The following is a 23,418-nucleotide window of genomic DNA, read 5'->3' on the forward strand; positions in this document are numbered from 1 at the left end:
GCCCCGATCAGCTAGTTTTGATCGCTGCCTGGGAGTGCGCGGCGGCATTGGCAATGTGCGAAAAAGCCGGCGCAAGCGCCGGCTTCTTCTCACGTCGATCACTCGACTTCAGGATCAGAAGAAGCCCTTGCGCTGCCACCAGCCGGTCTTGCGCGGGGCGCCGTCCTCGGCAGGCTCGGACGATGACGAGACGGCTACAGGCTCGGCGCTTGCCGCGATCTCCTTGGCCTTGGCCGGCTTGCGCTTGGCCGGTGCCCGGCGCTTCGGCTTTTCGTCCTCGACCACGTCCACTGCCTCAACGGATGCGGGCTCTTCAGTGGCAGCCCCAGGCGTCTCCGTCTCCGCCGCCGCTTTTGCAGCTGCAGACTTGGCTGCTGCGGACTTGGCAGTTGCGGACTTGGCAGTTGCTGACCTGGCGGCAGCGGACTTGGCCGCGCCGCTCTTGCTGGCCGGGGCCTCGTCGTCCTTGGCCTTGCTCTGGCGGGCGCGGCGGCGGGGCTTCTTGGCAGGCGTCTCTTCCTCTGCCGTGGCATCGGACGCAGAGGTGTCGGATGACGGGGCATCGCTCGCCAGATTCTCTGCCGAGGCTGCCTCCGTCGCCACCATCACCTGTTCAGGCGCGTTGTCGGCCTTGGCGCTTGCCTCGGCGGTCTCCGGCGCTTCTGTCGAAACGCCGTCGGCTGCGCTTTCCGCTGCCGCGGCGTCGTCCGGCTGGTCTTCGCGCCGATTGCGCCGTCCGCCGCGCCGTCCGCGATGCCGCTTCTTGCGCTCGCCGCCTTCTTCGCCGGCTGCCTGCGATGCGCCTGCGCCCCGTGTCGCGGTCTCTTCGCCATCGGCCTGAGCGTCGGCATCGTCACCGCTTCCGGCGGATTGCTCGCCATCACCTTGATCGGCATGCGCCTGGTCGCCGCCGCCATTGCGGTTGCGGCCGCCACGCCGCTTGCGCTTGCGCCGGCGCTTGCGATTTTCGCCATCGTCGCTCTCGCTGGTCTCCACGACGGTCGCAACCTCAATGTCCTCCTCGTCCTCGTCATCGACGAGAATGGTCGGGGCGGGAAGCGGCTGGCCGTGGGCCGATTTGTCGGCCAGCTGCTGCTTGACGATGACGAAATGCTGGACGCCGACCTCGTCGTCCGCCTCGACCGTGATGGAGACGCCGAAGCGGTTTTCCATCTCGACCAGGTTGGCGCGCTTGTGGTTCAGCAGATAGAGCGCCGTGGAAGCTGGCGTGCGCACGGCGATGTCGTTGCGCGAATCCTTGAGCAGGTACTCCTCGATGGAACGAGCCACATAGAGCGCGACGGAGGATTCGGAGCGGATATGGCCGGTGCCGCCGCAATGGGAGCAGGGCTGCATCGTGCTTTCCAGAACGCTGGCGCGAATGCGCTGGCGCGACATTTCCAACAGGCCGAAATGCGAGATGCGTCCGACCTGGATGCGCGCCCGGTCGTTCTTCAGGCAATCCTTGAGACGCTTTTCAACCGCGCGGTTGTTGCGGTTCTCTTCCATGTCGATGTAGTCGATGACGATCAATCCGGCCATGTCGCGCAGGCGCAACTGGCGGGCAACTTCTTCGGACGCCTCCAGATTGGTCTGCAGGGCGGTGTCCTCGATCGAATGCTCCTTGGTCGAGCGGCCCGAATTGACGTCGATCGCCACCAGTGCTTCGGTCTGGTTGATGATGATGTAGCCGCCGGATTTCAGCGTCACCTGCGGCTGCAGCATGCGGTCGAGCTGCGCTTCGATGCCGCTGCCGGCGAAGATCGGCGTGACCTCGCGATAAGGCTGGACCGATTTGGCATGGCTCGGCATCAGCATGCGCATGAAGTCCTTGGCCTCGCGATAGCCTTCCTCGCCGGACACCAGGATTTCGTCGATGTCCTTGTTGTAGAGATCGCGCACGGAGCGCTTGATCAGGCTGCCTTCCTCGTAGACGAGGGAGGGAGCGGTCGATTCCAGCGTCAGGGACCGGACCTTTTCCCAGAGCCGCATCAGATAGTCATAGTCGCGCTTGACCTCAACCTTGGTGCGGTTGGCGCCGGCGGTGCGCAGGATGACACCCATGCCTTCCGGAACGTCCAGATGACGCACCACGTCCTTCAGCCGCTTGCGGTCCTGGACATTGGTGATCTTGCGCGAAATGCCGCCCCCACGCGCCGTGTTCGGCATCAGGACCGAATAACGGCCGGCCAGCGACAGATAGGTGGTCAGTGCGGCGCCCTTGTTGCCGCGCTCCTCCTTGACGACCTGGACCAGCAGGATCTGTCGGCGCTTGATGACTTCCTGGATCTTGTAGTTCTTGCGGGCCGGGCGCCGGCGGTTCTGCGCCTCGTCGAGTGCGTCTTCCGCACCGACCGTATCGACATCGTCCTCGCCATTGTCGTCGTCGCTGTCGCGGGTGGAGCGGAGCTCTTCCGAAACGCTCTCGGCAGCAGCGTCCGCCGCCATGGCGGGAGCCTTGTCTTGCGCGGCTGCGTCGCCATTCTCATCATCCGCCGCCTCGCTGGCGTCGGCGGACGCGTCGCCCTTCCTGGCGGATTGCTTCGTGCTGGCGCGCCGGCGCTTGCGGCCGCCTTTCTGGGCGTTGCGCACCTCATTGTCCTCGGCCTCGTCCTCAGCCTTGGCCTCGGCGGCCTCGGCCTGGAGCAGTGCCTGACGGTCGGCAACCGGAATTTGATAGTAATCGGGATGGATCTCGCTGAAGGCGAGGAAGCCGTGCCGGTTGCCTCCATATTCAACGAACGCCGCCTGGAGGGAAGGTTCGACGCGCGTCACGCGCGCCAGGTAGATGTTTCCTCGAAGCTGCTTCTTGTCCTGCGATTCGAAATCAAACTCTTCAATACGGTTACCGCGGAGTACGACAACCCTCGTTTCCTCCGGATGGGAGGCGTCTATCAGCATTTTGTTTGGCATAAATTCTTGTCTCCCCGGCAGCGAACGATTGTCGGGCTGCAGCCCGCGGGCGTTGCCGCAAGCCGTACTGACAGTCTGTGCCGGATAATTGGAGGTTCGCTGGCGCTGGCGGCTGCGCGAAAGAATGCCGGAGCACCGTCGATGCGGTGCACATTAATCCGGATCTGTTCCCTATCGCGCCTGAAGCCATTAAATCGCCCGGCAGAACCGTTTCAACCAAGGCCCGAGCAGCGGGCCAGCTTTTGCTCACAGTGAGCCGGCGCGGACGTTCGAGGTCCGGCCGTTTCTTGAAGTCAGAGCTTCCATTGTTGGGGAAACGCCCTGAAGAATTCCTCTGAATCACCGCCCGTGCTTGTTTGCGGCGGCTGAAAATGGTTTGCCCCGATGGTCATCGCCGATTGTCAGCAGGGACTCAAACCAAGGACGGATGGCGCGATGATTCAAAGCTGCTTTTATGATTTGACAATTGCATTGGCAACCCTGATTTCCATCACGCCTGATGGAGGCTGGCTGAGCGGCGCTCCGTTTTGAACTGCGTGACCCGTTTGCCTATCATGCGTTCCATGGCCAAGAAGCAGATGTTCGGCCGGGATGATTCGGGAACAAAATTGTCATTTTCTTTTGTTTTCATCGCTCCTGATTCGACTGACCCATCGCATGACGCACCGGAGACCAGCGGTTTGCATCGACCGATCATTTTCCTGGCAGTTTTCCTGAGCGCTGTTCTGCTTGCGCTTCACGGTGCCCAGGCGGCCGCTCCGGCGCTCAAGGCGCATGACTACAAGATGGCCGGTGACCGGCAATACACGCGCATCGTCATGCATTTCGATCGGGCGCCGACGGTCAACTGGTTTCTGCTGCGCGATCCGAACCGTCTTGTTCTCGACCTGCCGGCGACGGAGTTTTCCTTCGACGTGCGCGAACTCGCGCCGCGTGGTCTGGTGACGGGTGTCCAGTACGGCGCCGTCGACGAAGCGCGCGCGCGCATCCTGTTCAACGCAGTAGGCCCGTTCTCGGTCGAAAAGGCCGAAGTCATGCAGAATGAGAATTCGGACGGTTTTCGTCTGATCATCGAGCTGCGCGCCAGCTCGAACGCCGATTTCGACGCCGCATTGCGCGCCAGCATCAGCAAACCGGCGTCATCGCCTGTGCGGGATATAGTGACGGCGAAGAAGCGGTTTACCGTGGCTCTCGACGCCGGACATGGCGGGGCCGATGGCGGCGCGCGGGGGATCAATGGCACGGTCGAGAAGACGATTACTCTCATCTTCGCGCTCGAACTGGCAAAAAAGCTAGAAGAAACAGGATATTATGATGTCGTCCTGACGCGTGAGACCGATCGTTTCCTGCGCCTCGACGAGCGGGTACGCATCGCCCGGGAGAAGAATGCCGATCTGTTCGTGTCGATCCACGCCGATGCGATCGGCATCCGCAACATGCGCGGCGCAACCGTGTACACGGTTTCCGACAGGGCCTCGGACGCGGCAGCCGCCGCGACCGCAGCGCGCGAAAACCTATCCGATGAGATCGCCGGGATGGTCGCTGATGACGGGCAGGATGAGGTCGAGGACATACTGGTCGATCTGATTCGGCGCGAGACGCACGCGTTTTCGATCCGTTTTGCGCGAACCCTGATCGGCCAATTGTCCGACACGATGCAGATGGTGAACAACCCGCATCGCCATGCCGGATTCCGCGTCCTGCGCGCGCCGGACATTCCTTCGGTTCTGCTGGAACTTGGCTATCTGTCGAACCCCAGTGACGAGGCGCAATTGCGCGATCCGGAATGGCGGACGAAAACCATGGATGCAATCGTCACTGCGATCGGCTATTTCGCCAAGGCAAAGCTTGGAGCGGGCGGTTGAAGTCGTGCGGTTGTTCAACTGTCGGCGTTGCAAGCCTGCAACGCTGCGTGGTTTAATGACGGCGCATTTCATTTGCGATTCATTCGCCGTATTTTGCCCACAAGCCTGAGGCAAAAAAAGGCAATGATTTGATGGGTGTCGGATTCTGAAGCACGCCAGTGCCGGTCCGTTCCAGGACGAAAACGGTGGCGGGAAGGTGAACGGAAAACGTTCAACCCGATGGCCAGGACGGCTGGGGCACATTGCGGAGCGGTTTGGTTCTCCGCGGCAGGGCGCACCGGCAAAGATTTGAAATGAGCGACCCGCGCCATATTGCCGGACCGGGCAGGGCGCTGCGGGGCACGAATTGGAGCGGGCATGATACGTCTGATCGGTTATTTCTTTGGCGTCGGCATCGCGCTTGCGTTGCTCGTGGCGGCCGGCATCGCGATCTATATCGGCGATTTGACCAAGGACCTGCCCGACTATGAGGTGCTGGCGAAATACGAACCGCCGGTGACGACGCGCATCCACGCCGCCGATGGCGAGTTGATGGCCGAGTTCGCCCGCGAGCGTCGCCTTTATCTGCCGATCCAGGCGGTTCCCGATCGTGTCAAGGCGGCATTCCTGTCAGCCGAGGACAAGAATTTCTACACCCATCCGGGCGTCGATGTGACCGGTCTGGCGCGTGCCGTTCTGACCAATGCAAGAAATGTCGGTTCCGGCCGCCGGCCGGTCGGCGCATCGACCATCACACAGCAGGTGGCGAAGAATTTCCTGCTGTCTTCCGACCAGACGATGCAGCGCAAGATCAAGGAAATGGTGCTCGCCTTCCGCATCGAGCAGGCCTATTCGAAGGACCGCATCCTCGAACTCTATCTGAACGAGATCTTCTTCGGGCTCGGCTCCTACGGCATCGCCGGCGCCGCGCTGACCTATTACGACAAGTCGGTCAATGAGCTGACATTGGCTGAATCGGCCTATCTGGCCGCGCTGCCCAAGGGGCCATCCAACTATCATCCGTTCCGCAACACCGACCGGGCCATCGAGCGTCGCGACTGGGTGATCGATCAGATGGTCGCCAACGGTTATGCGACGAGCGAAGAAGGCGAAAAGGCGAAAGCGACCGGGCTTGACGTCAAGCCGAGACAGCGCGGCGGCTATCTCTTCGCCGGCGAGTATTTTACCGAAGAGGTGCGTCGCGACATCATTTCCCGCTATGGCGAGGATGCGCTGTACGAAGGTGGGCTTTCGGTGCGCACGACGCTCGATCCGAAGTTGCAGCTCTACGCCCGCAAGGCCCTGCAGAACGGCCTTCTGCGCTATGACACGCTGCGCGGATTCCGCGGCCCGTTCAAGCAGATCGACATTTCCTCCGGCGATTGGGGTGTCCCGCTCGGCGAGGTGGAAATGCTGAGCGATGTGCCTGAATGGCAGCTCGCGGTCGTGCTGGGCGCCGAGGATGGAATGGTGTCGATTGGCCTGAGGCCGAAGCGGGAAGTGTCCGGCGCGCTTGCCGAAACGCGCGAGACCGGAACCATCGCCGTCGATGACATGCAATGGGCGATGCGCCATGTGGTTGATGGAAAGCGGGTCAAGGCCAGCACGCCGTCCGAAGTGCTCAAGCCCGGTGATGTGGTGTTCGTGCAGAAGAAGCCGGACACGGAGCGTTCGTGGCAATTGCGCCAGGTGCCCGAGATCGAGGGCGCGCTGGTGGCGATGGACCCGCATACGGGCCGCGTGCTCGCCATGGTCGGCGGCTTCTCCTATGCGGACTCCCAGTTCAACCGCGCCACGCAGGCCTATCGCCAGCCGGGATCGGCCTTCAAGCCGATCGTCTATGCCGCCGCACTCGACAATGGCTACACACCGGCATCGGTGGTGCTCGACGCGCCGATTTCGATCCAGGTCGGCAACTCTGTCTGGGAACCGAAGAACTATGGCGGCAAATCGGCCGGCCCCTCGACCTTGCGGGCGGGCATCGAACGGTCGCGCAACCTGATGACCGTGCGGCTGGCCAAGGACATGGGGATGACGCTTGTCGCCGACTACGCCGAGCATTTCGGCCTTTACGACAAGATGCTGCCGGTGCTGGCCATGTCGCTCGGCTCGGGCGAGACGACCGTCATGCGGATGGCTTCGGCCTATGCGGTGATGGCCAATGGCGGCAAGCAGATCGTGCCGTCGCTGATCGACCGCATCCAGGACCGTTATGGCAAGACCGTCTACAAGCATGACCGGCGCGAATGCGACGGGTGCGTGGCTACCGAATGGGACGGGCAGGCGGAGCCGGAGGTGATCAACGACCGCGAGCAGGTGCTCGATCCGATGACCGCCTATCAGATCACCTCGATGATGCAGGGCGTGGTCCAGCGCGGCACGGCGGTGACCGTTTCCGAACTCGGCCGGCCGATTGCCGGCAAGACTGGTACGACGAACGACGAAAAGGATGCCTGGTTCATGGGCTATACGCCGGACCTCGTCGTCGGCGTCTTCATGGGCTACGATACGCCCACGCCGATGGGGCGCGGCTCGACCGGTGGCGGCCTGGCGGCTCCCATCTTCAAGGAATTCATGGCGTCGGCGCTGAAGGACATGCGTCCTGTCGATTTTCAGGTGCCCGAGGGCATGAAGCTGATCCCCATCGACCGCAAGACCGGCATGCACGCGCAGTCCGGCCAGCCCGGCGTGATCATGGAGGCCTTCAAGCCCGGAACGGGTCCCGCCGACAGCTATTGGGTGATCGGCATGGAAGATCTGGAGGGAGCCGGGCGGGCGAAGACCATTTCTCCGCAGGCCAACCGCGCCGTGAACTCGGGAGCGGGCGGCCTCTACTGACGGGTTCGACGCATAACGCAGCCTGTCCGCTTTACACGGGCGGGCATGCTCCATATGTTCCGGTCCGATTCAGGGCGAAAGCCGAACCCAGCCACCATATCCGGGGTGTTGATCTGCCATGCGTGCGGAAACTGAAAATCTTGTCGACGAAATCAAGCAGGCCATAAGCCTGCTGAGGAGGCATCTTTGACTGGGATGCCGCAGTAAAAAGGCTCGACTATCTCAACGCGCGCGCCGAGGAAGCCGACCTGTGGAACGATCCGCAGGAGGCGCAGAAGCTGATGCGCGAGCGGCAGATGCTGGACGAGAGCATCGTCGGTGTGCGTTCGCTGACCGCAGCGCTCGAGGACAATACCGGGCTGATCGAGCTTGGCGAGGAAGAGGGCGACGACAGCGTCGTCGCCGAGGCAGAAGCGGCGCTGAAGGTGCTGCGCGACGAGATCGCCGCGCGCCAGGTGGAAACCCTGCTTTCCGGCGAAGCCGACGGCAACGACGCCTACCTGGAAGTCCATGCCGGTGCCGGTGGCACGGAAAGCCAGGACTGGGCGCAGATGCTCCTGCGCATGTACACGCGCTGGGCCGAACGCCGGGGCATGAAGGTCGAGGTCCTGGAACTCCACGACGGGGAAGAAGCCGGCATCAAATCTGCGACCCTGCAGATCAAGGGACGCAACGCCTATGGTTGGCTGAAGACGGAATCGGGCGTTCATCGCCTGGTGCGCATTTCGCCGTTCGACAGCGCCGCGCGCCGCCATACCTCGTTCTCCAGCGCCTGGGTCTATCCGGTCATCGACGAGACGATCGAGATCGACATTCCCGATTCCGAGGTGCGCATCGACACGTATCGTGCATCGGGCGCCGGCGGGCAGCACGTGAACACCACCGATTCGGCGGTGCGCATCACGCACATACCGACGAACATCGTCGTGCAGTGCCAGAAGGAGCGTTCACAGCACAAGAACCGGGCGACCGCCTGGGACATGCTGCGCGCGCGCCTGTATGAGCATGAGCTCAAGAAGCGCGAGGATGCGGCCAGCGCCACGGAGGCCGCCAAGACCGATATCGGCTGGGGGCACCAGATCCGCTCCTATGTGCTGCAGCCCTACCAGTTGGTGAAGGATCTGCGCACCGGCGTCGAAAGCACCAGCCCGCAGGACGTGCTCGACGGGGCGCTCGATCCGTTCATGGAAGCATCGCTGTCGCAGCGCGTTCATGGCGACGCGCCCGACGTGCAGGATCTGGCCTAGACCCAATAGCGGCTGGTGGAATCGTCCCTGCGACCCGCCCCCTGTTCTTCAGGAATTGCCGCCTTTCAGATATTGGGCGATCTTCTTTCCGGCGGCGATAAAGCGGGTCGGGTTCACCGCCGCGCCGGATTTGCGCACTTCGTAATGCAGGTGCGGGCCTGTCGAGCGGCCGCTGGAGCCGACCTTGCCGACGATCGTGCCGGTGGTGACCGTCTGCCCTTCCTCGACGAGAATTTTGCTCATATGGGCATAGCGGCTGGTCAGCCCGTTGCCATGATCGACCTCGACCATGCGTCCATAACCGCCGTTCCAGCCGGCCTTGACGACGCGGCCGGCGCCAGTCGCGCGGACCGACGTGCCTCGGGTGGCGCGGAAATCGATGCCGGAATGGTGCGCCAGGCGTCCAAGAAACGGGTCGCGGCGCGTGCCGAAACCGCTCGACACCTGGGTGCCGGGCGCCGGATTGGCGAGCGGCATCTGCCCCGCCTGGCGCTTCACTTCACTGAGCTGCGACAATGCGTCGTCGAGCTCGCGCACCTCGTCGTCGAACAATTGCGCGCCGGCGGACGCGACGAGCGGACCGCCGACATCCTGTTCACCGTATCCGACAGCCACCTTGATGCCTGCCCCCTCGAGGGCCTCGGCAATGGCGCCTGCCGTCTCATAAGCGTTCTCGGCCAGTGATTTGACGTTGTCGAGCTGCTCGGTCTCGATCGACTTGAGGGCGCGGTTGAGCTTGACGAAAAGCTGGTCGGCCCGGTCGGCGGCAGATAAGGCCTGGGCAGCGTTGGCGGTTTGCGCGCGCAGCGGCCAGGAAACTGTGCTTTTCGAGGCGGCGGCGAACGCCGAAGCGCTGATGCTTCCGGTCGCTGTCGGATCGAGCTCGGGCGACGCATCCGCCTTGATCTGCGGACGCGGGGAGGGCGTGGGGGTGTCCTTGGCTGCGCCGGTTGCGCCGAAGCGTTCGAGAACCGGGCCCAATCGGCCTTGGCGCTCGGTCAGCCGGTCCTGCCTGGCGATCAGTTCGCCGACCTTTTCCTGCATGAATTGCTGGTCGAGCAGCTGGCGGCTGGTGATCCGGTCGACCTGGGCGCGCAACGCCGATATGCGGTCTTCATAGGCTTGCTGCATGCGTGCCTGGCGGGCCATCGTCCCGCCGATCAGGTCGTCGCGCAGGACCAGATAGGTCGTGGCCAGCAGGTAGCCGATCGCCAACGCCGCGATGGCCGAGCCGAATGCCGCGGCGAGCCAGGGGCGGATGGTGAAATGGCGGATATGGTCGCCCCGCGCGATGATGATCGTGTGGGGTTCCTTGCGCCTGCCGAAGACAGCGGATTGCTGAGAAGTCATCAAGTGCTCTAGCTTCCATTGAGGGGAGCAGATTTCGAGCTTGATTACACTTGGTTAGGGTTAATAAAGATTTTCGCCGTGAACACTATTTCGCCCGATTGATCCGGTTGTGCTTCCGTGGCATCGCGCGCTCAGCCGGCCCGGCTGAGCGTTGACAGTGCTTCGAGGACGGCCTCGGCATGACCTGGCACCTTGACCTTGCGCCAGACCTCGGCAATGCGGCCCTCGGCATCGATGAGGAAGGTCGAGCGCTCGACGCCCATATATTTGCGTCCGTACATGCTTTTTTCGACCCAGACGCCATAGGCTTGCAGGGTCTCCTTGTCCTGATCCGAGATCAGGTCGATGGTGAGTGCATGTTTGGTCTTGAATTTGTCATGGCTTTTGGCGCTGTCGGGCGACATGCCGAGCACGACGGCACCGTGCTTTTCGAACTCCGGCTTCAGGGCGGAAAAGTCGATCGCCTCGGCGGTGCAGCCGCTGGTATCATCCTTCGGGTAGAAAAAAAGGACGACAATCTTGCCACGCAGATCGGACAATTTGAGTTCACCGCCGCCATCGCGCGGCAACGCAAAGTCGGGTGCTTCGCTTCCTTTGACGGGTTCGGTCATTTTCTTTCCCCTGTTGGTGGATAGGCGATTGAGGGCAGAGATATAATGATGCCGATGGATTCGTCCATCGCTGCTGTGCATTGACGGGAACAGGTGTGGATCAACAAGGCGCTAATCACAGAAAGGTGCGGTTCAGGCGCGGGGACATTGCGGCTCTTGAAACTTTCCCGTCATCGAAGGGCCGGGCACACAACATGCTGCGGCGCTCTGTCTATCTGCGTTGGTGCCGGCGCGCGATGGCGATCATCGTCGGGCTGGGCACGCTTATTATCGTGTTGGCCGTCGCCGTGCAATTCATCGGTGCCGGCGCTATCGGCCAGGAGCGGCTGCGCGCCGAGGCGCAACGGGCGCTGACGGCGCTTGCCGGCTTCGATGTCAGCACTGAAATGGACGATCTTCGCCTGGTCCTGAGCGACCGCAGCCTGGTGGCGCTGGAAGTCAGCGGGCTGCATCTCAGCCGTGCCGAAACCGGCCAGGCGCTGATCGACGCCGAAACGCTGCGATTCGGCTTCAAACTGCTGCCGCTTCTGCGCGGGCGTGTCGAGATCGGCAGTGCCGAGATCGCCGGTGCGCGGGTCCAGATGGCAAATCTCACCGGCGCGAACCCGGACGAGGCCGGCGCTGCCTTGTGGAGCCGCACGATCGCACCAAGCGCGATCCGGGAACAGGTCTTCGACGGGTTGCGCAAAGCCTATCGGCTGAGCGAGCGAACCGGCACACGCTATCTCACGCTGCGCGATGTCGAACTCGTAGCGGATGCCTCGTCCCGGCGTACCGCACGGATCGACATGAGGGCATCGCTTGCTCCGGCGGGAAAGCTGGAATTCGACGGGAACGTTGCGGTCGACGGCCGCACGGTTTCCTTGTCCGGCCAGGCCCTGCGGCCAGTCAAGGACGGCCCGATACGCTCGTTCTCCATGGAGATCGGGTTGCCGCAAAGCGGCATGCTCGAAACGCTGACCGGCACTGAGCCGGACCGGGTCGCCGGCAAGCGACGGCTCGGGGCGCTGAATGTTTCGCTGGCGGGCGAGGAATCGCGGGTCGGTCTCGGGCAATTGACGCTGCAGATGCGTTTTGAGGATGCATCCGTCGATCTGGGCGAGGACGGCATCCTGTCGGCGAGTGGCCGCGTCGAGGCCGATATCGCCGCGAACGAAGACGTGATTGCCATCCGGCAGGCCAATCTGGCGATGGGTCGCTCGGCTTTCGCTTTCACCGGGCGCGTGGCACCGCTCGATGACGCGCAAGGCTACCGCTTCGATCTCGTGAGCCGCGACGCCAGCGTTGCGCCGCAGGATTCGCCCGAAGCGCCCGTTCCCTTTGCCGCGCGGGTCGAGGGACGCATCGAGCCCGATGCCGGGCGCATCGTTGCCGATGCGATTCGCATCGTCACCGCCTCGGGGCAGATATCGGCGAGTGCGGCGGCGACGCTGGAGGCCGGCAAGTCTCCGGGCCTGTCGCTTGCCGTTTACGCCAGCGGCCTGCCGACGAACGAGGTCAAGCAGTTCTGGCCCTGGTTCGCGGCGCCCGGCGCGCGCAATTGGGTCCTGAGCAATTTGTTCGGCGGCAGGGTAGAGGAGGGGAATCTGCGCCTGCGCGTTCCGCCGGGCCGGCTTGGCGATGGCCATCCGCTGAACAATGAAGAGGTCAGCGGCGAGTTCAGCGTCGCCGATGCTCGTTTCGATGTCGCCGGGCGCATACCGCCCGTCCGTGACGCCATCGGCACGATCAGGTTTCAAGGGTCCGATGTCGATATCTCGATTGCTTCGGGAACCGTTTTCATGCCGAGCGGACGCAGCGTCGCCGCGCAAGACGGCACGCTGACGATCCGCAACGCGCATTTGCGACCGCGCATCGGCAAGTTGGAGATCGACGTGGAGGGTGAGGCGCCGGGCGTGGTGGAACTCGCCTCCTATGAACCGATCGACGCTTCGCACATCATCGACCTGACCCCGGATGACGTTTCGGGACAGGTTACCGGCCACGTGGCCGCGGATATTCCGCTCAGCGACGGCATTCCCCGTGACACGCTGCGCTGGCGTGTGGCGCTCGACTATGACGATCTGACGATCACCAAGCCCGTCAACGGGCAGGCTGTTTCCAATGCCAAGGGGCGGCTGGTCATCGAACCGACGCACGCCGAAATTACCGCCACGGCAAGCCTCAACGGCATCCCGGCGGAGTTGCGGGTGGTCGAACCGCTCGGCGGCTCAAGCGAGCCTCGCGTGCGCGACATCGTCATGACCCTCGGTGACAAGGCGCGCCAGCGGGTGCTGCCGGGTCTCAACGACATCCTGTCGGGACCGACGAAGGTCGACTATTCCGTGCTCGATGACGGGCGCAAGAAAATCGCCGTGAAGCTCGACGCCGCCAAGCTGATGCTGCCGTGGCTGAACTGGAGCAAGGGCAGCGGGATCCCGGCCACCGCCTCCTTCATCCTGGAGGAGAAGGAAGACGAATTGACGCTGACCGACTTCGTCCTGAAGGGCGAGAGTTTTGCCGCGCAGGGCGCCTTGACGATCCGCAAGGGTGAACTGGCCAGTGCCCGGTTCGAAAAGGCGCGCCTCAACCGCGGCGACGATTTCTCGGTGACGATCGAACGTTCCGGAAATGGCTATGCGATTGCCGTTCGGGGTGCCGCGCTCGACGCGCGCTCGGTGCTCAAGCGCTACCTGGACACGAGCAAGGTCGCTGCCGGTGGCGGCGGCGCCGATACGACAGCGATCACGCTCGACGCGCGGCTGACAAGCCTTTCGGGCTTCGACGGCGAGACCCTCCGGGACGTGTCGCTGCGCTATTCAGGGGATGGGCGCCAGACCGGGCGCCTCGAAGCCAAGGCGACGACGCGCGGCGGCGGTGACCTGACCCTGACCCGCGACAGCAATGGGATCGCAGCACGCTCCTCCGATGCCGGCGCGGTCATGCGCTTCATCGATTTCTACGCCAATATGGAGGGCGGACAGATGCGCATCGCCCTGCAGGAGGGCGGATCGGGGGTGTTGGCCGGCACGGTTGCCGCACAGGATTTTTTCGTCGTCAACGAACCGCGCCTGCGTTCGCTGGTGGCTGCGAGCGAAACCAATGATCGCACAGGCGCGGTCGATGCCACCCGTGTGCGCTTCGACCGCGGATTCGCCAACATCCGCAAGGGGCAGGGCAGTCTGGAACTGCAGGATGGCGTGTTGCGCGGACCCTTGATCGGCACGACGTTTCAGGGGGTCCTGTTCGATGCGCAGGACAACATCGCCATCACCGGCACCTTCATGCCGCTGTACGGGCTGAACCGCATTTTTGGCGAGATTCCGCTGTTCGGCGGCATTTTGGGCAATGGACGCGACCGGGGCCTGATCGGCATCACCTACCGCCTGTTCGGCAAGCTGGAGAAGCCTGAACTCCAGGTCAATCCGATCTCGGCCATCGCGCCGGGCATTTTCCGGCAGATTTTCGAGTTCCGTTGAGCGCTGTTGCTTAGCACTACAGTTGCGATTTGGAGTCGCGCTCCTTCGCGCCCCCCTCTGCCCTGCCGGGCATCTCCCCCACGAGGGGGGAGATTATCTCTTCGTCGATGTTTCGCCTGATTTTCGAGGTCGAAGATTGGTGAAACCGGCCATGACAGCCAATCTCCCCACCCGTGGGGGAGATGCCCGGCAGGGCAGAGGGGGGCGCGAAGGAAAGCCGCGGTAAATCGCAACTGTAGAATTAGGACGGTCTGATCAGAACGTGCTTCTTTTTGCCCACTGAAAGCTTCAAGCTTTTCCCGCCGATCAATTTCCCATAATCCACCAGCAGTCGGTCATTCGCAACGACTTGGTCATTCAGTCGAACCGCGCCATTGTTCACGTGTCGTCGTGCTTCGCTGTTTGAAGACGCCAGATTGGCGCGAACCAACAACGCGAGTAGTCCGACGCCCGCATCGAGCTCTTCTTTTCCAATGTTAAGCGTTGGAAGATTCTCGGCAAACGCCCCTTCCTCGAAGGTCTTGCGCGCCGTCTCTGCTGCTTCGTCGGCAGCGGCGCGACCGTGCAGCATCGCCGTTACCTCGGTCGCCAGGATCTTCTTGGCGTCATTCAGCTCGGCGCCCTGAAGCGCGCCGAGACGGGCGATCTCGTCGAGCGGCAGCACCGTGTAGAGTTTGAGAAAGCGCTCGACATCGGCATCCTCGGTGTTGCGCCAGTACTGCCAGAAATCATAGGCGCCGAGCAGGTCCGGGTTGAGCCAGACCGCACCCTCGGCGCTCTTGCCCATCTTGGCGCCCGACGATGTGGTCAGCAGCGGCGAGGTGAGGGCGAAGAGCTGCGGCGTTCCCATGCGGTGGCCGAGATCGATGCCGTTGATGATGTTGCCCCACTGGTCGGAGCCGCCCATCTGCAGGCGGCAGCCATAGCGCTTGCTCAACTCGACATAGTCGTAGGCCTGCAGGATCATGTAGTTGAATTCGAGGAAGGACAGCGATTGCTCGCGGTCGAGCCTGAGCTTCACCGAATCGAAGGACAGCATGCGGTTGACCGAGAAATGCCGGCCGACGTCACGCAGGAACTCGACATAGTTGATGCCCAGCAGCCAGTCGGCATTGTCGACCATCAACGCGCCCTTCGGCCCTTCGCCGAAGGTCAGGTAGTTGGCGAACACCCTTTTGATGCCGGCGATGTTGTCGGCAATCGTTTCCGGCGTCATCAGCTTGCGCGCCTCGTCCTTGAAGGACGGGTCGCCGATCATGCCGGTGCCGCCGCCCATCAGGGCGATCGGCCGGTGGCCGGTCTGCTGCATCCAGTGCAGCATCATGATCTGGATCAGGCCGCCGGCATGCAGGCTGGGTGCCGTCGGATCGAAGCCGATATAGGCCGTGACCGTCTCGTTCCGGAACAGTTCATCGAGACCTGTGTCATCGGAGGTCTGGTGGATGAAGCCGCGCTCGCTCAGCGTGCGCAGGAAATCGGATTTGAAGGCGGTCATCATCGTTGCAAGCTCTGTTGGAGGATTTGCGGAGCCACGCAGGTGGCGCGTGCTCCGCACAGCCAGGCAATGTTTATCGCAGGCGTTTTGGGCGGGGTTCGGCAAGCTCGCCGTTCAGGCGGCGATCGAGATAGTCCGAACATTCCTCGAGCAGGAGTTCCTCGCTGGCCGTGTAGAAATGGTTGACGCCCGGCAGGGTCTTCTGGGTGATCGTGATGCCCTTCTGCGACTGCAGTTTGTCGACCAGTCCCTGGACGTCGTTCGGCGGTGCGACCTTGTCGGCGTCGCCATGGATGATCAGGCCCGAGGACGGGCAGGGGGCCAGGAACGAGAAATCATACAGATTGGGCTGCGGCGAAATCGACATGAACCCCTCGATCTCGGGCCGGCGCATCAAGAGCTGCATGCCGATCCAGGCGCCGAACGAGTAGCCGGCAACCCAGCAGTTCTTCGAATCGGGATGCAGGGTCTGCACCCAGTCGAGCGCCGCTGCGGCGTCGGAAAGCTCGCCCGTGCCATGGTCGAACGCGCCCTGGCTGCGGCCGATGCCGCGGAAATTGAAACGCAATGTGGTGAAGCTGCGCTTCTGGAACATGTAGAAAAGATCGTAGACGATCTTGTTGTTCATCGTGCCGCCGAATTGCGGATGTGGATGCAGGATGAGCGCGATCGGGGCGTTTTTTTCCGTGGACGGCTGATAGCGGCCTTCCAGGCGACCGGCTGGGCCGGTAAAAATAACCTCGGGCATGGGTACTCCAGATTGGGCGCCGCACCGGTTCGGGTTCCAAGGGATCCTCGTTCCTTGACCCTTGACGCGACGCCGACGCCTCCATAGAAGCTAGTTTAGAATTGTTCAAAAATGGCGGCCAAGCGAATTTGACCGCCATGTCGGCAAGCCGGGTAAATAGGACGGCTCGCCCCGAAGATTCAAGGAAATTACGTCGCAACGACCGAGTTTGGCCGTAAACGATCAAAGCACTGACACGAATCTCGAGGTCGACCGCAAAGGCATGGCAGCAAACCGCGCATATCTCGACTACAACGCCAGCGCCCCGCTGACCGACAGCGCGCGCGCGGCGATGATCGATGCGCTGACGGTGGCGGCCAATCCATCCTCCGTCCACACGGAGGGCCGCGCGGCGAAGCGTATGCTCGAAGAGGCGCGGGCAGATGTGGCGGCGCTGGTCAACGGCCGGGCCGAGCATGTCGTCTTCACCTCAGGCGCCACGGAAGCGGCGACCATGCTTTTGACGCCCGACTGGACGATGGGCCGCGCGCCTCTGCGCTTCTCGCGGCTTTACGTCAGCGCTGCCGATCATCCCTGCATCCTGAAGGGCGGCCGGTTCGCCGCCGATCATGTCAGCCAGATCGCCGTCACGGTGGATGGTCTGGTCGACCTCGACGACCTGGCAGCAAGGCTTGCCATGCACGACCGTGCAGCCGGCCTGCCGCTTGTCGCCATGCATCTGGTCAACAACGAGACCGGCGTGATCCAGCCGGCCGCCGAGATCGGCCGCATAGCCAAACAGGCGGGCGCCGTCACCGTGTTTGACGCGGTGCAGGCGGCTGGACGAATTCCCCTCGATATTTCAGATGGTTACGCTGATTATCTTATTCTCTCTTCGCACAAGATGGGCGGCCCGAAGGGCGCCGGTGCGGTGGTGAGCGCGGCCGATCTGATGATGCCGGCGCCGCTCGTGACTGGCGGCGGGCAGGAAAAGGGACACCGGGCCGGCACCGAGAACCTGCCGGCGATGGCCGGCTTCGGCGCAGCAGCGCGTGAGGCGCTGGCCAATCTTGACCGCATGCCGCAAATCGCGGCGGCGCGCGACCGGATCGAGGATCTGGTGCGGACGCATGTCCACGACGTCGCCGTTCATGGCGCCGGCGCGCCGCGTGTCGCCAATACGAGTTTTTTCTCCATACCGGGCATGAAGGCGGAGACGGTGCAGATCGCCTTCGACCTGGCCGGCGTCGCGTTGTCGGCGGGCTCGGCCTGCTCGTCGGGCCGCGTCGGTCCGAGCCACGTGCTGCAGGCAATGGGTTTTGGCGGTCAGGCCAGCGCCGTGCGCGTGTCCATCGGACATGGCTCCAAGGCGGCGGAGATCGATCTTTTCATGGCAGCCCTGGCTGGAATAGCCAAGCGCCGCAAAAGCAATGCGGAGGCTGCCTGAGGTGGCCCAGCATATGAGACGAAACTGTTGCAAGGAAAACTGGAGATAAGCACACATATTTTATATGTGACCGGTGAAACCACTGCTCCAGGGCACTATATGAGGGGCAGCCGAGAGGCGAAACCACGGTGTGCCGGATTTGAAGACGGTCGGGCCTTGACCCCGGCATGGATGGAGAACGCATATGCCTGCCGTGCAGGAGACGATTGATCAGGTCCGCATGATCGATGTGGACCAGTACAAATATGGTTTTGAGACCCTCATCGAGAGCGATCTGGCTCCAAAGGGGCTGAACGACGACATCATCCGTTTCATCTCGGCCAAGAAGGACGAGCCGCAATGGATGACAGAATGGCGGTTGCAGGCGTTCAAGCGCTGGCAGGCGATGGAAGAGCCGAGCTGGGCGCGCGTCAGCTATCCGAAGATCGACTTCCAGGATCTGCACTATTATGCCGCGCCGAAGAACCAGGCCGGCCCGACTTCCCTTGAAGAGGTGGATCCCGAACTTCTCAGGACCTATGAGAAGCTCGGCATTCCCCTGCGCGAGCAGGAAATCCTTGCCGGCGTGCGCAAGCAGGGCGAGCCAGGCGAGATCGACGGCGAGCCGAGCGACAATGTCTACGCGTCGGGCCGCGTGGCGGTCGATGCGGTGTTCGATTCCGTTTCGGTGGTGACCACGTTCAAGAAGGAACTCGCCAAGGCGGGCGTCATCTTCTGCTCGATCTCCGAGGCGATCCGCGAACATCCCGAGCTGGTGAAGAAATATCTGGGATCGGTGGTGCCGGTCTCCGACAATTTCTACGCCACGCTGAACTCGGCGGTCTTCACCGACGGATCGTTCGTCTATGTGCCGAAGGGCGTCCGCTGCCCGATGGAGCTGTCGACCTATTTCCGCATCAACGAGAAGAACACCGGCCAGTTCGAGCGGACGCTGATCATCGCCGAGGAGGGCGCCTATGTGTCCTATCTCGAAGGCTGCACGGCACCGCAGCGCGACGAGAACCAGTTGCACGCCGCAGTGGTCGAGCTGATTGCGCTCGACGATGCCGAGATCAAGTATTCGACGGTGCAGAACTGGTATCCGGGCGACGCGCAGGGCAAGGGCGGCATCTACAATTTCGTCACCAAGCGCGGCGATTGCCGGGGCAGGAACTCGAAGATTTCCTGGACCCAGGTCGAGACCGGCTCGGCGATCACCTGGAAATACCCGTCCTGCATCCTGCGCGGCGACAACAGCCGCGGCGAGTTCTATTCGATCGCCGTGTCGAACGGTTACCAGCAGATCGATTCCGGCACGAAGATGCTGCATCTGGGCAAGAACACGTCGAGCCGCATCATCTCGAAGGGCATCTCGGCCGGCCATTCGCAAAACACCTATCGCGGCCAGGTTTCGGCGCATCGCAAGGCGTCGAACGCGCGCAACTTCACCCAGTGCGACAGCCTGCTGATCGGCAATGATTGCGGCGCGCATACGGTGCCTTACATCGAGGCGAAGAACGCGACGGCGCAGTTCGAACACGAGGCGACCACCTCGAAAATTTCCGATGACCAGCTGTTTTACGTCATGCAGCGCGGCATTCCCGAGGAGGAAGCCATCGCGCTGATCGTCAACGGCTTCGTCAAGGACGTCATCCAGCAACTGCCGATGGAGTTCGCCGTCGAGGCGCAGAAGCTCATCGGCATTTCGCTTGAAGGTTCGGTCGGCTGAGCCGGCGCAATTGTTTGGAAGAAATCATGCTTGAGATCAAAAACCTGCACGCACGCATCGCCGAGGACGGCACCGAGATCATTCGCGGCCTGAATCTGACCGTCAAAGCCGGCGAAGTGGCCGCCATCATGGGGCCGAACGGTTCGGGAAAATCGACGCTGTCTTATATCCTGGCTGGCCGCAGCGACTACGAGGTCACCGAGGGCGAGATCCTCTACAATGGCCAATCCATCCTCGAGATGGACCCGGCCGAGCGCGCCAGCGCCGGCATCTTCCTCGCCTTCCAGTATCCGATGGAGATACCGGGGGTGGCGACGATGGAATTCCTGAAGACGGCGATGAACGCCCAGCGCCGGGCGCGTGGCGAGGACGAACTGAAGATTCCCGACTTGCTGAAGCGCGTCCGCGCCGCGGCCGACGAACTGAGCATGGACATGGGCATGCTGAAGCGGCCGTTGAATGTCGGTTTCTCCGGCGGTGAGAAGAAGCGTGCCGAGATCCTGCAGATGAAGCTGCTCGAGCCCAAACTGTGTGTTCTCGACGAGACGGATTCCGGCCTCGACATCGACGCGCTGAAGATCGTCGCCGACGGGGTCAATGCGCTGCGCTCGCCCGACCGGGCCATGGTGGTCATCACCCATTACCAGCGCCTGCTGGAATACATCGTTCCCGACACGGTGCATGTGCTTTATCGCGGCCAGGTGATCAAGTCGGGCGAGAAGGATCTGGCGCTCGAACTCGAGAAAAACGGCTATGCCGGCATCATCGGCGAAGCGGCGTGAGGTGCCAGCGATGAACGTTCATGCACAGACCACACTGACGCCGGCGGAATCATCGCTGATCGACGGCTTCGCCGGGCGCATTGCCGATTTACCGGGCGATGCCGATGTGACGGTGCGGCGCGACAACGCGTTGGAATTGTTGAAGGCCGGACTGCCGACGCGCCGCGTCGAGGCCTGGCACTATACGGATCTGCGCCGCCTTCTCTCGGCCGTTCCGGCTTTCAAGCCGGTTTCCAAGGCCGTGGCCGTGTCGCCGCTGATCGATCACGCGGTGCTTCTGCCGGTGCTGGATGGCGTTGCGTCGAACCGCGACGCACGCCTGCCGGATGTCGCCGTGTCGACCATCGCCGACCGGCTGATCGACGGCGATATGTCCGAGCGGCTGGAGGCGGCCGACCTGCATGATACGGTGGCGGCCGTCAACGCCGCTTTCGTTTCCGACGGCTATTGGCTGGAGATCGCCGAGGGCGCTTCGCTCGAGAAGGCGATCGAATTGCAGAACGTGCATGCCGGCGGCCAGGCGCATAGCCGTTTCGTCGTCAAGGCGGGCGCGGGCTCCAAGGCGACCATCGTCGAGCGGCAGACGGGAACCGACGAGGCGCTGGTGTCGTCGATCAGCCATCTGGAGGTCGGCGACGATGCGCAGATGCTGTGGATCGTCCTGCAGGAACAGCCGGACATGGTGTCCTATCTCGGCCAGTTCACCGCCAGCCTCGGCAAGAACGCCAAGCTCACCCTGTTCGTCATGAACAGCGGCGGCAAGCTGGTGCGACAGGAAATCAAGGTCACGGCGGCAGGCCAGGGCTCCGAGTTCCGCCTGCGCGGGATCAATCTGCTGGCCGGCGAGACCCATTGCGACGTGACCATGGTGCTCGATCACCTGGCGCCCGACACCTATTCGACCGAGACCCTGCGCAATGTGGTGACCGGTCGGGCCAACGGCGTCTTCCAGGGGCAGATCCGCGTGGCGCGCGATGCACAGAAAACCGACGCCAAGATGGCCTGCAACACGCTGCTCCTGTCGGATGAAGGCGGTTTTTCGGCCAAGCCGGAGCTGGAAATCTTCGCCGACGACGTGGCCTGTGGCCATGGCGCGACGGTGACCGAGATCGCGGCCGACCATCTGTTCTACCTGATGGCGCGCGGCATCGACGAGAAGACGGCGCGCGGCTTGCTCGTGAAGGCGTTCGTGGCCGAGGTGATCGAGGAACTCGACGAGGAGGCGGTCGTCGAGGCCCTGGAAACCAGGCTTGACGCATGGTTCGCCGAACACGGCTGACGGGCGGCTGCAGCGGATGGTGAAACGGGAAGGTCAGACAGTGGACCAGAAGGTCGAGAACAGCAGCTACGACGTCGAGGCGATCCGCCGCGACTTCCCAATTCTCGCGCGCGAGGTTTATGGAAAGCCGCTGGTCTATCTCGACAACGGCGCCTCGGCGCAGAAGCCGCAGGCCGTCATCGATGCGGTGACGCATGCCTATTCGCACGAATACGCCAATGTGCATCGCGGCCTGCATTTCCTGTCCAACGCGGCGACCGACGCCTATGAGAAGGCGCGCGAGACGGTGCGGCGCTTCCTCAACGCTTCGAGCATCGACGAGATCGTCTTCACCAAATCGGCGACCGAGGCGATCAACACGGTCGCCTATGGCCACGCCATGCCGCGGATCGGCGAGGGCGACGAGATTGCCCTGTCGATCATGGAGCATCACTCCAACATCGTCCCATGGCATTTCCTGCGTGAGCGCCAGGGCGCCAGGCTTGTCTGGATTCCCATCGATGAAGAGGGCGCGCTCAGCGTCGAGGCGTTCGAAAAGACGCTGACCGACCGCACACGGCTGGTGGCGATCACCCATATGTCGAATGTGCTGGGCACCATTACACCGCTCAAGGAAATCATCCGCATCGCCCATGAGCGCGGCATACCCGTGCTGGTCGATGGCAGCCAGGGCGCGGTGCACCTGCCGGTCGACGTGCAGGCGCTCGATTGCGATTTCTACGTGTGCACGGGACACAAGCTGTACGGGCCGTCCGGCATCGGCGTGCTCTATGGCAAGAAGGAACGGCTGGCGGCCATGCGGCCCTTCCAAGGCGGTGGAGAGATGATCGAGGACGTGACGCTCGACACCGTCACGTACAACGAACCGCCGCACCGTTTCGAGGCCGGCACGCCGCCGATCGTTCAGGCGATCGGCCTGGGGGCGGCGCTGGAATACATGGAAGAGGTCGGCCGTGAGGCGATTGCTGCGCACGAGGCGGATCTGGCCAAATATGCCCATGAGCGGCTGGGCCGCATCAACTCGCTGCGCATCTTCGGCAACGCGCCGGGCAAGGGATCGATCGTCTCGTTCGAATTGCAGGGCATTCACGCGCACGACGTGTCGATGGTGATCGACCGCGCCGGCGTCGCCGTGCGCGCCGGCACCCACTGCGCGCAGCCGCTATTGAAACATTTCGGCGTGACCTCGACATGCCGTGCCTCCTTCGCCATGTATAACACACGGGCCGAGGTGGACGCCTTGGCCGTCGCGCTTGAAAAAGCGCGGACATTCTTCGGATGACAAAGATGAGCGATGCACCGCAGGACAACGCACCGGAAACGGCCTTGAAGCCAGGCGAAAGCGCCTTGCCCGCGTCGTCCATTCCTCAGGAGGAATTGGCGCGGCTCACCGACGACATCGTCGGCGCGCTGAAGACCGTCTACGACCCGGAAATCCCGGCCGATATCTATGAACTCGGCCTGATCTACAAGATCGACATCGAGGACGACCGTTCGGTCAAGATCGACATGACGCTGACGGCGCCCGGCTGCCCGGTGGCCGGCGAAATGCCCGGCTGGGTGCAGAATGCGGTGAGCTCCGTCGATGGCGTCGGCGACGTGGAGGTCAGCATGGTTTTCGATCCGCCCTGGACGCCGGACCGCATGTCGGAAGAGGCGCAGGTGGCGGTCGGCTGGTACTGAGGCGTTTTTGCCGGCCCCTTGCAACGGCGGCGAATC

General features: G+C 62.9%; 16 protein-coding genes. 11 read left to right on the top strand and 5 right to left on the bottom strand.

The genetic code is table 11. From position 1 onward, the window contains the following. Positions 1-114: 114 nt before the first annotated feature. A complete protein-coding gene (locus AB843_RS20680; protein ID WP_048648798.1) occupies positions 115-2,913 on the bottom strand; it encodes a ribonuclease E/G in 2,799 nt (932 codons plus the stop codon). A gap of 384 nt (positions 2,914-3,297) precedes the next feature. Between AB843_RS20680 and AB843_RS25730 the strand changes: the two genes are divergently transcribed. The 4 genes from AB843_RS25730 to prfB all read left to right on the top strand — a co-directional run bounded on the left by AB843_RS25730 (position 3,298) and on the right by prfB (position 8,842). Further along, positions 3,298-3,444, top strand: a complete 147-nt coding sequence (locus tag AB843_RS25730; protein ID WP_157384561.1) for a hypothetical protein — start codon at positions 3,298-3,300, stop codon at positions 3,442-3,444. A gap of 149 nt (positions 3,445-3,593) precedes the next feature. Continuing rightward, a complete protein-coding gene (locus AB843_RS20685; protein ID WP_048648820.1) occupies positions 3,594-4,778 on the top strand; it encodes an N-acetylmuramoyl-L-alanine amidase in 1,185 nt (394 codons plus the stop codon). 357 nt (positions 4,779-5,135) lie between these two features. Further along, positions 5,136-7,595 (top strand): penicillin-binding protein 1A, encoded by a 2,460-nt coding sequence (locus tag AB843_RS20690; RefSeq protein WP_048648799.1) that lies wholly within the window; start codon positions 5,136-5,138, stop codon positions 7,593-7,595. A gap of 118 nt (positions 7,596-7,713) precedes the next feature. After that, positions 7,714-8,842, top strand: a protein-coding gene (gene prfB / locus AB843_RS20695) for a peptide chain release factor 2 (protein WP_425286829.1) whose coding sequence is annotated in 2 segments (ribosomal slippage) — positions 7,714-7,779 and positions 7,781-8,842 — 1,128 coding nt in all. Because the reading frame shifts where the segments join, the coding sequence is not laid out codon by codon here. Positions 8,843-8,890: 48 nt separating this feature from the next. Here the strand turns inward: prfB and AB843_RS20700 are convergent. After that, the gene (locus AB843_RS20700) at positions 8,891-10,195 is read right to left on the bottom strand and encodes a M23 family metallopeptidase (protein WP_162230649.1); all 1,305 of its coding nucleotides are present in this window, start codon (positions 10,193-10,195) and stop codon (positions 8,891-8,893) included. A 128-nt stretch (positions 10,196-10,323) separates the two neighbouring features. After that, the gene (locus tag AB843_RS20705; protein ID WP_048648802.1) at positions 10,324-10,803 is read right to left on the bottom strand and encodes a peroxiredoxin; all 480 of its coding nucleotides are present in this window, start codon (positions 10,801-10,803) and stop codon (positions 10,324-10,326) included. A 194-nt stretch (positions 10,804-10,997) separates the two neighbouring features. Between AB843_RS20705 and AB843_RS20710 the strand changes: the two genes are divergently transcribed. Beyond that, a complete protein-coding gene (locus AB843_RS20710) occupies positions 10,998-14,261 on the top strand; it encodes a YhdP family protein (RefSeq protein WP_048648803.1) in 3,264 nt (1,087 codons plus the stop codon). Positions 14,262-14,502: 241 nt separating this feature from the next. On the opposite strand, the gene tyrS is transcribed toward AB843_RS20710, so the two are convergent. Then, on the bottom strand, positions 14,503-15,756 hold the full coding sequence (gene tyrS, locus AB843_RS20715; protein WP_048648821.1) for a tyrosine--tRNA ligase: 1,254 nt from the start codon (positions 15,754-15,756) through the stop codon (positions 14,503-14,505). Between the two features lie 73 nt (positions 15,757-15,829). Further along, positions 15,830-16,504, bottom strand: a complete 675-nt coding sequence (locus tag AB843_RS20720) for an alpha/beta hydrolase (RefSeq protein WP_048648804.1) — start codon at positions 16,502-16,504, stop codon at positions 15,830-15,832. A 262-nt stretch (positions 16,505-16,766) separates the two neighbouring features. On the opposite strand from AB843_RS20720, the gene AB843_RS20725 reads away from it, so the two are divergent. From AB843_RS20725 to AB843_RS20750, 6 genes are all read left to right on the top strand, one after another. Then, positions 16,767-17,930 (top strand): cysteine desulfurase family protein, encoded by a 1,164-nt coding sequence (locus tag AB843_RS20725; protein ID WP_048648822.1) that lies wholly within the window; start codon positions 16,767-16,769, stop codon positions 17,928-17,930. Positions 17,931-18,114: 184 nt separating this feature from the next. Continuing rightward, entirely contained in the window at positions 18,115-19,638 is a 1,524-nt protein-coding gene (gene sufB / locus AB843_RS20730; RefSeq protein ID WP_048648805.1) for a Fe-S cluster assembly protein SufB, read from the top strand. Between the two features lie 26 nt (positions 19,639-19,664). Next, a complete protein-coding gene (sufC, locus tag AB843_RS20735) occupies positions 19,665-20,420 on the top strand; it encodes a Fe-S cluster assembly ATPase SufC (protein ID WP_048648823.1) in 756 nt (251 codons plus the stop codon). Positions 20,421-20,430: 10 nt separating this feature from the next. Continuing rightward, on the top strand, positions 20,431-21,699 hold the full coding sequence (gene sufD, locus AB843_RS20740) for a Fe-S cluster assembly protein SufD (RefSeq protein WP_048648824.1): 1,269 nt from the start codon (positions 20,431-20,433) through the stop codon (positions 21,697-21,699). Between the two features lie 16 nt (positions 21,700-21,715). After that, positions 21,716-22,981, top strand: coding sequence for a cysteine desulfurase (locus AB843_RS20745; protein ID WP_425286830.1), 1,266 nt, complete (start codon positions 21,716-21,718; stop codon positions 22,979-22,981). Next, positions 22,978-23,382: an SUF system Fe-S cluster assembly protein gene (locus tag AB843_RS20750; protein WP_048648806.1), complete on the top strand. Its 405-nt coding sequence runs from the start codon at positions 22,978-22,980 to the stop codon at positions 23,380-23,382. Before AB843_RS20745 ends, AB843_RS20750 begins: the two co-directional genes overlap by 4 nt. Positions 23,383-23,418: the final 36 nt, after the last annotated feature.

The organism is Nitratireductor soli (assembly GCF_001050155.1).
Lineage (GTDB): Bacteria > Pseudomonadota > Alphaproteobacteria > Rhizobiales > Rhizobiaceae > Nitratireductor > Nitratireductor soli.

Bases quoted from the DNA above. Each gene is read 5' to 3' on its own strand.
- AB843_RS20680 (WP_048648798.1), bottom strand. From the start codon at position 2,913: ATGCCAAACAAAATGCTGATAGACGCCTCCCATCCGGAGGAAACGAGG.
- AB843_RS25730 (WP_157384561.1), top strand. From the start codon at position 3,298: ATGGTCATCGCCGATTGTCAGCAGGGACTCAAACCAAGGACGGATGGC.
- AB843_RS20690 (WP_048648799.1), top strand. From the start codon at position 5,136: ATGATACGTCTGATCGGTTATTTCTTTGGCGTCGGCATCGCGCTTGCG.
- AB843_RS20705 (WP_048648802.1), bottom strand. From the start codon at position 10,803: ATGACCGAACCCGTCAAAGGAAGCGAAGCACCCGACTTTGCGTTGCCG.
- AB843_RS20710 (WP_048648803.1), top strand. From the start codon at position 10,998: ATGCTGCGGCGCTCTGTCTATCTGCGTTGGTGCCGGCGCGCGATGGCG.
- tyrS (WP_048648821.1), bottom strand. From the start codon at position 15,756: ATGACCGCCTTCAAATCCGATTTCCTGCGCACGCTGAGCGAGCGCGGC.
- AB843_RS20720 (WP_048648804.1), bottom strand. From the start codon at position 16,504: ATGCCCGAGGTTATTTTTACCGGCCCAGCCGGTCGCCTGGAAGGCCGC.
- AB843_RS20725 (WP_048648822.1), top strand. From the start codon at position 16,767: ATGGCAGCAAACCGCGCATATCTCGACTACAACGCCAGCGCCCCGCTG.
- sufB (WP_048648805.1), top strand. From the start codon at position 18,115: ATGCCTGCCGTGCAGGAGACGATTGATCAGGTCCGCATGATCGATGTG.
- sufC (WP_048648823.1), top strand. From the start codon at position 19,665: ATGCTTGAGATCAAAAACCTGCACGCACGCATCGCCGAGGACGGCACC.
- sufD (WP_048648824.1), top strand. From the start codon at position 20,431: ATGAACGTTCATGCACAGACCACACTGACGCCGGCGGAATCATCGCTG.
- AB843_RS20745 (WP_425286830.1), top strand. From the start codon at position 21,716: ATGGTGAAACGGGAAGGTCAGACAGTGGACCAGAAGGTCGAGAACAGC.
- AB843_RS20750 (WP_048648806.1), top strand. From the start codon at position 22,978: ATGACAAAGATGAGCGATGCACCGCAGGACAACGCACCGGAAACGGCC.